Here is a 12,641-nt window from a genome sequence, read left to right as displayed (position 1 = left end):
ACCCCACCGGTTTCAAACTTGATCGGCCCAGGGCCACCGGGCAGGATGCGGAGCTCGGACAAGGGGAAATGGAATGACAAATCGGGATGACGAAGGAAAGAGTGTGCCCGTGGACTTCGACGGGCTCGGTGAGGTGAGGGTCAAGACCCTTCTTGCGCTGCCTTCAAATGGCTGGACGCCCCACCAGGTCGAAAAGGCCATGGAATGGCTCGAAGGCATCCGGGTTTCGCGGGAGGCGGAAGCCGCGAAGGCTGCCAGTGAATCGCTGCGGGTGGCCAACCAATCGCTCACCGTCGCCAACCAGTCGCTGACGGTTGGTAAAAGGTCCCTTCGCGTGATGTGGCTCACTTTGGCTATCGCCCTGGCCACCCTACTGGCGACCTATTTGCTCGCGCCCAATTCCTGATCTAGGCATCGACGGTCGTTGGGTGAGGCCGTTTACTCCTGCCCTCCCCTGGCTAATTTCTAAACGGGTCGAAACGGTACCGGACAGTAATTCACCAGGGGCGCGCCAGGCGAGGCCCTGCCGAGCATCGCCCCCAGCCCTGCTCTTCCCCTCTGCGCCTCTGCCGACATGCCGCGAAGCGGCCAGGACGGCAAACGCCCACAAAAAAGCCGGGTCGCCCCGGCTTCATTGCACTGACCCCACGGCGCTCATGCGTGTTCGGGTGCCCCCTGGGTTTCGCCGGCCAGAACCTGCCGCAGCATCTCGGCGGATGCGGCGCGAGCCTTGGCCATGGCGCGCTTGTGCGTGCCTTCCAGGTCGCAACGCCCCTGAAGGAGGTGATTGAAGCCCTCGACCAGGATTTCGACTTTCCAGCGCGGATAGTTCACACCGCCTTCCTCGAAGGCCCGAGCCATCAAGGTATTGGCGCTGTGCTCGTCCAGCTCGTGGACCAGATCGTCCCGATAGGACATTTGATGGAGGGCACCCGCCGTGCCCAACGCTCGTTCGTCTTGCGATTTCATACTCGATTTCCCCAACGGATTCCCCTTGCACCTGCAAGGTGAAGATGCGCCTGGGCTCAGGACGATTCAAGCGGGCGACACGATTTTGAAGCGAAATCGGCCTCAGCCCTTGGTGACGCCCTGGATGCAGCCGTTGGTGTAACGCTGCTGGGAAGCTTCCGGTGTGTCGTGTTCGGTGTAGAGGGCGGCCACATACTGCACGACGGCACGATCAGCCGGATCGTTCATGTCCGGTGCGTGGCCGGATGCCTGCTGCAGGCTCTGTAAAACCCCACTCATCGGGACACCCTGGTCCCGCGCCCGGACGATGGTGGCGATCATCTTGCCCACTTCCTCGCACCTGGCCACCTGGGCGGTGACGGAAGGCGGGGCTGGACTTTGCTGTGCGCTCGCCAGACCTGGCAGCATCAGCGCCGCGGCGATCAGTGCGCGGATCTTCATGGATCTATCCCCTGTTCCGGTGTTGGGTGTGCGGTCCTAGCTTTTGCGCATGCCGGCCCAGAGTGCGCCCACGCCTGCGAAACCGAAAACCAGCGTCAGGGCGACCCGGCCCCAGTCAGTGACCGCCGCCCGTTCGTTGCCGTAGACGTCGCTGGGCACCCGGCGCGTGGCGTTGAGGCCAAAGTAAAGCGCCATGGCGAGGCAAACGATGCCGCCGATCACCTGGATCTTGCTGGTCTTGTTCACCTGGCATCCCCCGTTGCTTGCCGGGTGAAGTCTAAACCCAGCGAGGGATCCGTCGACCCTTGGGGATGGTTTCAAGCCGCAGCGTTTGTCCAAGGGCCTGGACACGGCTTGGACAAAACCACTGGTCGCGCCGCGACGGGTTTTCATCCTGCCTTCCCCTCGGCGCTCTTGGCTTCACCGCGAAGCGGTTCCTCAGCTCCTCCCTAACCTCGTTGCACAAGCAAACCCTTCCACTTGTGCAACCACTTGTGCAACCGGAACCCTTGTCCCACAAGGGTTTCAAGGCCGTTGCACAAGAGAACAAGTAGAACAGGTCAAAAAACTATTCTGGAAAATATTCACCTAAGAGAGGGTCGTTCTTGACCGGTGGAAGAGAACAATCTCCTGCAAAAATGTTTGTGGTCTGTTTCACCTGTTCTCCTGTGCAACACCCCCGCTAGGCCTTGTGCCACAAGGGTTTCGGTTGCACAGGTGCCCTCAAAACCGGTTGTGCAACCACTTGTGCAACGGGGGTTCCACTTGTGCAACGGGCAAAAAGAAACCCGGCCTGAGCCGGGCGCTTCTTTGGATGCTGACTGCTGAGGGATCAGAACAGGGGTTCGGCCACCTGATCCGCCACATCCTGGGGCATGGCATCCGCCGGCTGGACGTTCCACCGGTAATCCTGATCCGGCACCCCCTGGATCACCAGGTTGCATGTGCGACCCGGACGCGGCAGGTGGCGCGGGGCGGAGGGTTGCCGTTCCTGGAACTTGCCGCCACGGGACTCGACAAAGCCGCGGGCCGTGCGCCAGAAAGCGGCTTCACTGAGGGGGTAATACTCCCCGTCCAGCAGGGCTCGCTTGTAGGCCTGGTAGAGCGAGGATTTCGCCGTTTCCCGACTGGGCGACGCGGCAATGCCACTGTCCACCAGCCAGGCGTAGGTCGGATCCGTCTCCATTCGCTGCACTTCATCGGCCGCTTGCATGCAGGCCGGCTTTACGGAGAACCGCTTGCCGTTGCGGCACAGCCGGGCCACCCCAGCCAGTGCCCAATCCAGCAAGAAAGAAAGCTGGACCGGATCATCAGTGACCAGGCTTGAGAAGTTCTTGATCTCCTTGTCGCTGTTGCGCGGAATGCGGACGTTGAAAGGGAAGTAGATGATGCGCTCTTGCATCGCTGGGCTGCGGTCGTGCAGCTTGAGCGCGCCGCCGTTTTTGGCAAACCAGATCTGGCATTCAGGCTCAAAGTAGCGGGCGCTCTGATACAGGCCACGCCCCCGGATGCAATCGCCCGCGGAAATCGCCTTGAAACGCTGCTCCGATTGTTTGCCCAGGTGATCGGGCGTCTCCGTGGAAAGGGCCAGCGTCTTCCCTTCCAGGTCCGCGATTTGATCCGCGGCCTTGTGCAGGATTTCAAGGTCCAAGGAAATGTTCGCCGGGTGCAACGCTTTCAGGAATTTCAGCAACGTGCTCTTGCCATTGCTGCCGTCCTCGAACTGAGACTGGCTGCCCCCGATCAGGCCGAAGGCTTTGTGCCAGCCCGCGCCAGGCATCAGGCTGCTGCCCACCGCCTCCTGCAGCAGGTTTTGCACATCTTTGTTGGGCACAAACAGGTTCAGATACTCAGCCATGCGACTGTCCGCCGGCAGCGGTCGCGGCGTGTAGATCCCCGTTTCGGGATCCACCCGTGACCAGTCCAGCTTCGCTGGCACGCGATGAGTCACGCCGGCCTGCATGCTCGGGCGACTGGCTCGGATCAGGCCATCGTCGCCGATGCGCAAGTAAGCCCCGATCACAGGCAGGATGGGGTGGCGGGAGTCACGCTCAGGCATCCGCTTGGCGGTGTCATCGGCATACAGGTCGAGCGCTGTCTTCAAGCACTTCTTTGCCAAATCGGCGTCTGTCTTCTGCCCCGCGTTGTTCGACAACCACCGCGTCGCGTGGGAACGGGCCTGGTCGTCGTTCTGCACGACCCACCGATCCTCGCGCCCGTCCCACACATAGACGCTGCGCCCACCGTCGAGGCTGCCGCCAATGCGGATGTCTTCGTTCACAAAGAAGTGGCGGGCGTAGCGCAACTGCAACGAGTCGTCGTTGCTGGTGGCGGATTGGCCACCGCCCTCGCCACCGCCTTCCTTCTTGGCTTTGCGGCGCTCCTGGCGATCCCAGGATTTCATGCCCAGGCGGATGATTTCTTGCAGCGCAGGATCCGAGGTGATCTCAGCCGGATCCAAGGCCGGTTCCGCCTTGGCCTGCTCGCGCGCGGCGCGGTGCTCGTCCATGGATGTGACTTTTCCACCCCTGCCGACGATGAATGGCACATCGTCAGCGATGGTGTTGACTCCAGGCGCATCCTGGATATGATCTTGGGTAGACATCTTGTGTTCCTTTCGAAGTGGGGACATCCGAAAGCCGGCCTGCCAGGGCTGGCTTTCTTCTTTTAAGCGGCTTGCATTTCGCGTTCGAGCAACTCCCGCACCGCGCGACGCACGAACCCGGACTGGGTTTCCTGGCGCCGCGCAATCAGCGCCTCAACACCCTTTCGGGTGTCTTCATCAATCAATCCGTGGATCGGAAAGTCCTTGCGCGTGCCCACAACCGGGCGACCGCGGGGACGTCGTGGGGTCTTGGCGGTGAGGGTCATTTCTTTCTCCGGCGTTGATTTATCTGCGTGTTATTTGTTCTAGTCCTGCCCCTCGATCGCGCAACCCCACTTCCCTTCCCCATGTGTTCCTTCGTCGCCCGAAATCCCTTCAAAAGCGTTGTCGTGCAACGTTTTTCGAGGGATGCAGAAACCTAGAAAATCGGACGTCCAGTTCGATTGCGAACGGGCGAATGAACGGTAAGGTGAAGGTGTGAGGCCTCATCAACCTCACCATCGTGGTTTGGACAGAGCCCCGGCTGGGTGCAACCGGCCGGGGATTTTTTACTGTGACCGAACCATCACTGGTCATCCGCATCCTTGTTGCCGTCCTCGTCCACCACGGCGATTTCCATCACCTTGCCCTTGACTAGGCGCTCTTCGACTTTCCAGCCGCCCACACCCCCCAGGGTCCGCCAGTCCACGCACAAGCGGCGTTCAGCCGGGCAGACCCCGAAGAAATCGCCTGTGAAACACTCCAGGGCTTGCATGATTTTCAGAGCTGTCTTGGCATCGCGCTCCATCCAGAAAATCTCTTCCTTACTTTCGACGATGTAGCCGTAAATAGCGGACCGCTTCATGCCACTTCTCCCGTCAGCACGCGCAGCGCCTGCTGTTCCAAGCTCGCGGCACTCTTGTCGAACAGGCCCAAGGCCAGGTTGCGCATGGCTTCGTAATCGAGGCCCAGGGCGCGGAGCTTGCGGCGGTGCTTCAACACATGTGCGCCGAACTGCTCGCGCAGGAACGCGCGGAAGGCCGCCCGGGTCAGGTGTTCGGGAAACGTCGTGGCCACCTGGGCCAGCTCTTCCACGACGCCGGTTTCATTGACGGTCGTGGCCGCGTTCACGCGGATCGCGCAGGGCTTGCCCGTCATGGGATTGGTGGGCTGTTCCTTCGGCTGCTCGATCATCAGCAGCGTCGGCGTGACGATGGTGACGACGAACCACGCACCGGGAAGCTGGTTTTGATACCGGCGCAGGAAGCCCAGGACCGTGCTGAGGCAACCGGGGTTGTCCACTTCCAGTTCGAGGCGCGGGGCGTGCGTCAGGATTTCGTTCCAGACGTCAGCGGCGAACCGGCGGAGGGCGATGCGAGGGGTGATGTTCATGGGATTTCCTTGTGTTTGGGCATGACTTCCCCGTCACCGCGCGCGGCAGTGTTGGGGGATCGGTTTCTGGGAGGGTTTAGAGGCTCAACGCCCTGGGCGCGTTGAGAGATGCAGAGGTGGACGTCGCTACTAACTAAGGAAGCTTCACTTGCTGCATTTCTTTCAACAGGTCACCTGTCATAGATCGGCAGGTCGTAGCGCTGCCCGTCCTGGTCGAGGTTGAGCCACTCGGCGCCATGGGCGATCGCCATGCGGATCAGGCCTGCCAAGCCCTCGCTGACGCCTTCCAGCTCCTGGTCCCATGCCGCGTCGATCTCTTCTTGCGTGGCATCCAGTTCCAAGCCGACGCTGAGGTGCACCAGCGCGTTGAACTCACCCCAGGTGACTTGCCCATGGAAGTTGCCAATGCGGACGTCCGAGTCCCAAGCCATGGCTTTCAGGGCTTCGATTTCGTGCTGGGGCACGTGAGCGAAGTTGGCATCGAGCATGACGCGGAGGAAGGGTTGGATTTCCGTGCTCATGTGGGTCTCCTGGCCCCTTCGCGCCCACCGCGGCATGCGGTGAGTCACGTGGGGTCCTTGGAGCCGGAACTTCCGACAGCGCCAGGCCCAAATGCAAAACGGCGCCGTAGCGCCGATTCCGCGAAGCGACTTCCGACTATTTCCGACTGCAGCGGGCGCTGTTCCGACGCCCAGCCCACGGGCGCCGACGGGTGCGACGGTGCGCGAAAACGGCGAGGATTTACTCGCCGTTTATCCTTTCAGCGCGTCGGCGACAGCCTTGGTGATCATCGCCGTGAGCTGCTCGGGGGTGAGGGTCAGCAGGCCCTTGTCGCCCACCTGCTTGTTGACAGCCGCCGCGGCGCGTTCGGCGTCGGCCTTTTCGAGCTTGGCGCCCAGGTGCTGGGCGTCGGGGTGGTAGTAGTGCATCAGCATGCGCGCATCGAGGTGGCCCGTGATCTGCTGGGCCTCGTGCACAGGCAAGTCACTGGTGACTTCGGTGGTGCGCGTGTGGCGCATGTCGTGGAGGCGCTTGTGGATGCCAGCGCGATCGCGGCCGCGGATGAAAGCCTGCGTTGGGGTGTCCTTGGCGAGCGGGAACACCCGCCCCTTCGCCGGCTTGGGTTTGCCGGCCAGGAGTTCGTAGAGCGCCTGGACCGCATGCCTGTTGAGAGGGATGGTGCGTTGGCGTTGACGGCCCAGCGGATCCTTCGTGTCGCGGAAGGTGACCTCTGGAATCTCCTTGTCGAAATCCACGTCGGACCAGTCGAGACGCAGGGCCTCACTGCGACGACCTCCACTCCATCGGAGAAAGCAAATACAGCACCGGGTTTCCAGGCTGGCCTCGGGGATCTTGGCCAAGATCTGAGTGAGTTCGGCGTTGGTCACTAGCTCACCCTTGCGGGGCTGCTCCTTTGCGGTCTCGGCTTTGAGCTTCGGCAGGCCCTTAATCGGGTTGGCCACGTCGAAGTTCCAGTTTCGATCCTTGCGCGCGGTGTTGTAGACCGCTGACAAGATGTCCATGTTGCGATTGATCGAGGCGGGCTTCACGGTGGCCGGCGTGCCATCGCGGTAGGTGCGCTCATAGCGCAGCCAGTCCCGGACCTGATCCAGGTGCTCACGGGTCACCTGATCGGGCGCCCGGGCCATCAGCTTGGGGAACTCGCGCAGGTAAGAACGCAGCACGGTGCATTCCTGGGCGATTCCTTTCTTTCGAGCGTGGGCCGGAATGGGCCGCTTCGCGGCGCGAGGCTGGCCGTCGGCTTTGGCTTGGGCCATCGCGGCCAGTTCCACCATCGCTTCCTCGGCTTCATCGATGTAGCGCTGCACCCACCCGCCCAGGGTCTGGTCTTGCAGACGGGAGCCCACGGGGGTGCCATCGAAGCGGAGGGCGCGGCGCTGTTCTTCTAGCCACGCCTTCGCCGCAACGATCGCGCTGGTGCGAGACTGGGGGTGACTGGCCGCCACGTCCTCGTTGTAGGGAAAAGAGGCCCTGAGGTTCTGCACTTCCCCCTTGGCGTCCTGCTGTCGCAGGCGAGCCCGGATCACGTTGGAGGGCTTGCGGTCTTCCAGGCCGGGGGGCAATTCGGACTTGCGTGCCATGCGTTTCCCTTCGGGCCTTGGCCCAAATTTGGCCCACAAGGGCCGGCAGGCCGCTATTTTGCTCGCCTGTCACCTCCTTCGCAATGCAGAGGTCGGGAGTTCGATCCTCCTCCGCTCCACCACTCATTCGACATATCGGCGCACCATGTCACATGGCGCGCCGATTTTGTTTTCATCGTCTAGCACATTTACGAACGCGCATCGAACTACTTGCGCGGCGCGATGATTTCGCTCAAGTAATCGGGCGTCCCTTCCACGCGCACCAAGTGCGGGTATTGCAGGCCGTCGTGATAGTCGACCGATACCGTGCGATAGCCGCCCTGATATTTCAACAGCAATTGGATCGGCTCCTTGCCACCCTTCGCGGCGGTAATCGCAGCTTTGAGCGCATCGCTTGAATAATCCTTGCCATTCACCGCCATCAGCGTCGCGCCGGTGCTGACGCCGGCCTTGAATGCCGGACCATTCCAGCGCACGTCGTTGACTTGTCCTTTGTCGGTCATCGTCAAGCCGATCGACCAGGCGAAGTTATACAAATGCCGCGACGATTGCGGGCGGCTGTTGTAATCCTTCTCGTAGTCGCTTTCCTTATCGGTATAGACAAGCTTCCAGCCGGTGCCGGAGATACCGTTCAGTAGCGGCGGGTTGAGCGTTTGGACGCGTGCGCGCAAGAAACTCGCCCAGTCGTAGGGAGCCACACCGTTGAGCGTCGACACCACCTCATCGAAGTTATAGGTCTTCGTGACGTAGCTGCCATTGTCGACACCAAAGAACGCATGCGCAAAATCGTCCAGCGATTTGCGGTCGTGCGTCAGCGCGCGTAGCTTGGCGTCCACCTCGAGCCACATCATCTGTCCGCCGCTGTAGTACTCCTCGCTCATCTGCCAGCTGCGGTACGGCAAACTCGAACGACGTGCGGCGGTCGGATCGTTGGTCGTGTCTTCCAGCGTGCGCCACTGGAAACCTTCGCGATTGCGGTCGTAGTTGGCCGCCACCATCGCCAACGCATCCCGGAATTGCTGCGCCGACCACATGCCGGAACGCGCGGTCAAAATAAAGCCCCAGTATTGCGTCTGCCCTTCGTAGACCCATAACAATGAGTCGCCCATCGGCACGTTGAAATTGGGCGTCCACAAATCGGCGGGGCGACGGAACTTGCCGTTCCACGAATGCGTGTATTCGTGCGGTAGCAAGTCGCGGTCGGGCGCACCTTCGTTCCACGCAGTGAAGTAGTCGGCGCCCAGACCGTTTTCGCTGGATTGATGATGTTCCGTACCGTTGCCGCTCAACTGATCCGAGAGCGAAAACAAAAAGTCGTAATGATCGTAATGATGCGAGCCGAACAGTTTCACGGCCTGCGTGACCAGACCGCGGTGCACCTTAAGCTGCTCGGGCGTCATCTCCAGATATTTCGGCGCGTCCGCAACAATATCCAGATGCACCGGCGCATCGCCGCCGGGATTGAGGTCGACACGCTTGAAGTATTCGCCTGCGTAAATCGGCGAATCGACCAGGTTGTTGAACGTCACGGGCTTGAAGGTGGTGGTATCGCCCGATTGCGAGGACGTTTCCAACGCCGTGCCGAGCTGCCAGCCATGAGGCAATGTGACGCTCGGCGCGAACGTGATGCCGCGCGAAAAATAGCCTGCCGGATAGAGCGCCACCTTGCTCCATTCCATGTCCATCATGCGATCGGTCATCTCGAAGCCTTCGCTATCGCTACGACCGGACACGTATTGGAACGACGCATCGATGCTGGAAACATCTGCAGGCACGTCGATATGGAACGCATACACGTTGTACTCGTCGCGCTTCCACGCCAGCGGTTTACCGTTGGCGCTGAGCGTGAGGCCGGCAAGCATGTTGATCGGACCGGTCGGCGAGTGGTCGCCGGGAATCCACTGCGGATACAGCAGCGTCAACGCGCCCGCCTTCACCGGAATCGTTTCCTTGACGCGAAAGATGCCTTGCGCGGTGTCATTGGCGTCGACATGCAGCGTCACGGTGCCGGGATATGGCGTGTCTTGCGGCGGCGGCACGTTGTCTGCGTGCGTCTGTTGCGCAGCAGCCCCTCCGGCAGAGAGCGCTATCGCTACGGCCAAAGCAAGGCGCGAAAACCTGCGATGCATGGCAACGGCGGCAGCGACGGGGGTGACACGAGACATGAAGGGCTCCGGCAATCGAGTGGTCAGTCGCTCAACTTAGCATTTCACGTGCCTGACAGGGAATGCGTGTGCACAGGTATACGCGCGTTCCACTAGCTATGCCGGCGACCTAAAAATCAAATGCCGATATGCGCCGCGACACTAATAGAAAATAATGATTCATTTGCGCTCCGCATCATCCAAGCTATATCGAACCTCTTGCAATAACGAACGATTTTAAATATCGCGCGACATTGCACAGACATATTGTCGCTGCGAATCGTTCCAGATAATCAGCCGAAATTCGCTTGACCCCATGGGGACCGAAACCCTGCAAACGAGCACGTCCAAACCAATGGGTTACATCCTTCAAATCGCACCAATACTCCAACGTATTGGATGAGTTCCCCTCCGCCAGTTAAATCGCCGCAGGCATTTTCACAACCCCGTCACATATCTCTGTGGCCTGCTGAACGCCCCTCCCTTTTGGGCGGTTTATTCATCACCGTTTCCATGCCGAAACGGAGCTAGATTGCGGCAACTCAACGTTCACCATCGCAAGGGGAAAACATCATGCAAAAAATAACTCGTGCCACGCTCGGCCTGTTTCTGGCAATGGGATTGTCCGGAGTGGCCGCTGCTGCGGCGCCGCCCACCACGGGTTTGGGCCAGGCTTGGCCGAATGCCGTGGACGTTAGCGCGAGTCCGCATTGGCACGTTTATGTGTTTGTGTTGAACGGTATCGAATACGTGCAGGTCAACGACCTCAATGGCAACGTGATTGGCGCCGTGGGTACGGCGGGCGGCCAATTCATTACGTTGCCCATCGGCAACGCTTCGCAATATGTGGCCACGCCACAGCAAAGTGCCGCGCACGCGCCGTCGGTTTCCGCAACGAGCGCAGCGACCACGGTCTATCGCGACAGCTCGATGGTTCTGACTGCAACGCCGCAAACCAGCGGAATCACCACACTGAATGCCGCGTCGGCGAATACTGCGGCAACTTGCCAGGATCCCGAGCAGTGCGGCGCCGGTTCGCCGTGAATCCTGCGAACAAACCTACCGGCGGCGCTAGCCGCCGCCGGAAATGGGATCGAGCAGAAATACGCTAATGCAACGTCCCTCCGGGGACGTGCGCGTTTTTACGCTTCCTTCGAAAATGCCCGCGCGATCTTGAATCGAGCGCAAGCCCAAGCCGCTAGTCGTCCGTGCGATGTAGGCCAGCAGATCGTCCCAGTGCACCAATGAAATGCCGACAGGGTCCGTGCGTAGATGCACGCTGATCATCGCGCCACGACGCCCATCCTTTTCCTTGCCGTGGATGCGCACGCGAATATCGCTGACGTCTCGCCGCGAGCATGCATCGGCGATCACATCGCTCACGATGCGGTAGATCGTCATACGCACCGCGTGCGACAACGGACTGAGCGAACCGCGCACGTCGCACGAATAGGCGACACCGGCTTCGTCGAGCAGCCGCGCCATCGCACCTTCGCGCAGCACAGTAGGCAGCCCGCGTTCCCGCATGGTGGTGGGATACAAGCTGTCGGCCAGCCGATGCAATTGTTCTTGGGCGACTAGCGCATGACGTTGATAGCCGCGGTCGTCCAGTGCCGGCTGCAAATGGCGCAGCCGTCCTAGCACCATGGTGAAACCGACTTGCACCGTTTCGCGCACTTGCTCCAGTGTCTGCGACGCCATGCGCATCTGCATTTCGCCGAGATAGACATTACGCTGCGCGAGCGCGAGCGCGGAGCGCACATCGGCGCTCTCCTGTTCCGCTCTCCGGTCGAGCGCGGCGATTCGCGCTCCGGCCAACAGCATGGTCGAGATGGCAAACGCCACCAGAATTTCGGATTGGATGGTGGTGTGATCGTAAAGCGCGGGCATCAAGGCCTTGACGGCGCAGCTGGCGACGGCTCCGCCGATGGCGGCGCCCTGCCATCCATGACGCAACGCAAGCCAGACCACCGGCAAGAACATCGCGACCTGCACCATCTGGCGCGTTTCGCTAAGCGCAGGCGCGGACGCGCCGATCCACAACAGAAACGCCAGCAGCGGCAACCCAAGACACGTGCTTTCGTACACGAGACGGCTGGCAGCCACCTTGGCGTACAACTGACGCCAGCCCCCGCGCACGGTGACTTGATAAGCGGCCAATACCAAAGGCGTGACGGTCAGAATGCCCAAATAGCTGCCGATAAAATAACGGGCCGCCGTTTCGCCGAAGTGGAGCTCGTAACCCGTCGGCAGCACCATCAGGCGAACCATCAGCAGGTCTTTCAGCATCGACACCAGCGACACCATCAGGGCGCACGTCAGTACGGCGCCCATGTTGATGGCGTTCTTTTTGATGGGCTGCCAGCGCTCCCGCACGCCGTAGATCAACGGCGCAAGCACCACTGCGGGTGGGGCGAGATTGGCGACCGCCCAGGTCGATCCCCACACGCCGGCGCACTCGTAGCTCAACCAAACAAAGTAGCCCGATTCGCCGACCATCAATGCAGGCCAGTAACGGTAGGGCGTCAACAGGAAAACACTAAGGCGCAACCCAGCGAGAATCATCCAGTACGAGACCGAAAGTTCTCGAAACAGCACCACCGCGATCCCGTAGGTCACGGCTATGGCGATATGACGAAACCAAACGTTCGCCCAAAGTACTTTCCCCATCGATCACCCCATATATTTTTGACCGACGACCGCCCCATACCCCCACATGTCGGCTTGATCTTGCAACCGGCGGGATGATTCGATGCGGGGTGTGAAACTGTGGTGAAACGCGAGGCCGCACAAGGGTTCTGGCGGGGATTGCGTCTCATCTTGTTTCCAGCTTGTTTCCGTTTTGCGATGCATATCACAGGGATCGGCGCGACTACGAAAGTACGACCTTATGAGGTCGATGACGGCAGGCATTTTCGAGCTGCCCGAACCTTCGGACCGGCCGCGCCTGATTCTGGCTAAAATTCCCGGCGCTCGTCGCATCACCCGTGCACGGTTGTCGCAGGCCGC

At 60.8% G+C, this 12,641-nt stretch carries 13 protein-coding genes; 2 read left to right on the top strand and 11 right to left on the bottom strand.

Going from position 1 to position 12,641, the window contains the following annotated elements:
• Nucleotides 1–103: 103 nt before the first annotated feature.
• Complete coding sequence (locus tag L0U79_RS10540; RefSeq protein WP_233842233.1) at nucleotides 104–406, top strand: hypothetical protein; 303 nt, start codon at nucleotides 104–106, stop codon at nucleotides 404–406.
• Between the two features lie 248 nt (nucleotides 407–654).
• On the opposite strand, the gene L0U79_RS10535 is transcribed toward L0U79_RS10540, so the two are convergent.
• The 10 genes from L0U79_RS10535 to L0U79_RS10490 form a co-directional block, all read right to left on the bottom strand.
• Entirely contained in the window at nucleotides 655–969 is a 315-nt protein-coding gene (locus L0U79_RS10535) for a hypothetical protein (RefSeq protein WP_233842232.1), read from the bottom strand.
• 102 nt (nucleotides 970–1,071) lie between these two features.
• Nucleotides 1,072–1,410, bottom strand: coding sequence for a hypothetical protein (locus L0U79_RS10530; protein WP_233842231.1), 339 nt, complete (start codon nucleotides 1,408–1,410; stop codon nucleotides 1,072–1,074).
• A gap of 36 nt (nucleotides 1,411–1,446) precedes the next feature.
• Nucleotides 1,447–1,656 carry a hypothetical protein gene (locus L0U79_RS10525; protein WP_233842230.1) on the bottom strand — a complete coding sequence of 70 codons (210 nt, stop codon included), beginning with the start codon at nucleotides 1,654–1,656 and terminating at the stop codon, nucleotides 1,447–1,449.
• A gap of 586 nt (nucleotides 1,657–2,242) precedes the next feature.
• Nucleotides 2,243–4,015 (bottom strand): DUF5906 domain-containing protein, encoded by a 1,773-nt coding sequence (locus L0U79_RS10520; protein ID WP_233842229.1) that lies wholly within the window; start codon nucleotides 4,013–4,015, stop codon nucleotides 2,243–2,245.
• A 62-nt stretch (nucleotides 4,016–4,077) separates the two neighbouring features.
• The gene (locus L0U79_RS10515) at nucleotides 4,078–4,281 is read right to left on the bottom strand and encodes a ribbon-helix-helix protein, CopG family (protein WP_233842228.1); all 204 of its coding nucleotides are present in this window, start codon (nucleotides 4,279–4,281) and stop codon (nucleotides 4,078–4,080) included.
• Nucleotides 4,282–4,580: 299 nt separating this feature from the next.
• Nucleotides 4,581–4,859, bottom strand: coding sequence for a hypothetical protein (locus L0U79_RS10510; protein WP_233842227.1), 279 nt, complete (start codon nucleotides 4,857–4,859; stop codon nucleotides 4,581–4,583).
• Nucleotides 4,856–5,386, bottom strand: coding sequence for a hypothetical protein (locus L0U79_RS10505; protein ID WP_233842226.1), 531 nt, complete (start codon nucleotides 5,384–5,386; stop codon nucleotides 4,856–4,858). Before L0U79_RS10505 ends, L0U79_RS10510 begins: the two co-directional genes overlap by 4 nt.
• 170 nt (nucleotides 5,387–5,556) lie before the next feature.
• Nucleotides 5,557–5,907: a hypothetical protein gene (locus tag L0U79_RS10500; RefSeq protein WP_233842225.1), complete on the bottom strand. Its 351-nt coding sequence runs from the start codon at nucleotides 5,905–5,907 to the stop codon at nucleotides 5,557–5,559.
• A 231-nt stretch (nucleotides 5,908–6,138) separates the two neighbouring features.
• On the bottom strand, nucleotides 6,139–7,488 hold the full coding sequence (locus L0U79_RS10495; protein WP_233842224.1) for a site-specific integrase: 1,350 nt from the start codon (nucleotides 7,486–7,488) through the stop codon (nucleotides 6,139–6,141).
• 206 nt (nucleotides 7,489–7,694) lie between these two features.
• A complete protein-coding gene (locus tag L0U79_RS10490) occupies nucleotides 7,695–9,653 on the bottom strand; it encodes a peptidase M61 (protein WP_233842223.1) in 1,959 nt (652 codons plus the stop codon).
• 552 nt (nucleotides 9,654–10,205) lie between these two features.
• On the opposite strand from L0U79_RS10490, the gene L0U79_RS10485 reads away from it, so the two are divergent.
• A complete protein-coding gene (locus L0U79_RS10485) occupies nucleotides 10,206–10,676 on the top strand; it encodes a hypothetical protein (RefSeq protein WP_233842222.1) in 471 nt (156 codons plus the stop codon).
• 27 nt (nucleotides 10,677–10,703) lie between these two features.
• On the opposite strand, the gene L0U79_RS10480 is transcribed toward L0U79_RS10485, so the two are convergent.
• A complete protein-coding gene (locus L0U79_RS10480; RefSeq protein WP_233842221.1) occupies nucleotides 10,704–12,302 on the bottom strand; it encodes an MASE1 domain-containing protein in 1,599 nt (532 codons plus the stop codon).
• Nucleotides 12,303–12,641: the final 339 nt, after the last annotated feature.

It is taken from the genome of Dyella sp. 2HG41-7 (assembly GCF_021390675.1).
Taxonomy (GTDB): domain Bacteria; phylum Pseudomonadota; class Gammaproteobacteria; order Xanthomonadales; family Rhodanobacteraceae; genus Dyella_B.
The sequence above is the reverse complement of the archived record's forward strand: the minus strand, read 5'-3'. Positions and strand labels throughout refer to the sequence as shown.

Coding starts and splice junctions, on each gene's coding strand:
- L0U79_RS10535 (WP_233842232.1), bottom strand. CDS start 969: ATGAAATCGCAAGACGAACGAGCGTTGGGCACGGCGGGTGCCCTCCAT.
- L0U79_RS10530 (WP_233842231.1), bottom strand. CDS start 1,410: ATGAAGATCCGCGCACTGATCGCCGCGGCGCTGATGCTGCCAGGTCTG.
- L0U79_RS10520 (WP_233842229.1), bottom strand. CDS start 4,015: ATGTCTACCCAAGATCATATCCAGGATGCGCCTGGAGTCAACACCATC.
- L0U79_RS10515 (WP_233842228.1), bottom strand. CDS start 4,281: ATGACCCTCACCGCCAAGACCCCACGACGTCCCCGCGGTCGCCCGGTT.
- L0U79_RS10510 (WP_233842227.1), bottom strand. CDS start 4,859: ATGAAGCGGTCCGCTATTTACGGCTACATCGTCGAAAGTAAGGAAGAG.
- L0U79_RS10505 (WP_233842226.1), bottom strand. CDS start 5,386: ATGAACATCACCCCTCGCATCGCCCTCCGCCGGTTCGCCGCTGACGTC.
- L0U79_RS10500 (WP_233842225.1), bottom strand. CDS start 5,907: ATGAGCACGGAAATCCAACCCTTCCTCCGCGTCATGCTCGATGCCAAC.
- L0U79_RS10495 (WP_233842224.1), bottom strand. CDS start 7,488: ATGGCACGCAAGTCCGAATTGCCCCCCGGCCTGGAAGACCGCAAGCCC.
- L0U79_RS10490 (WP_233842223.1), bottom strand. CDS start 9,653: ATGTCTCGTGTCACCCCCGTCGCTGCCGCCGTTGCCATGCATCGCAGG.
- L0U79_RS10485 (WP_233842222.1), top strand. CDS start 10,206: ATGCAAAAAATAACTCGTGCCACGCTCGGCCTGTTTCTGGCAATGGGA.
- L0U79_RS10480 (WP_233842221.1), bottom strand. CDS start 12,302: ATGGGGAAAGTACTTTGGGCGAACGTTTGGTTTCGTCATATCGCCATA.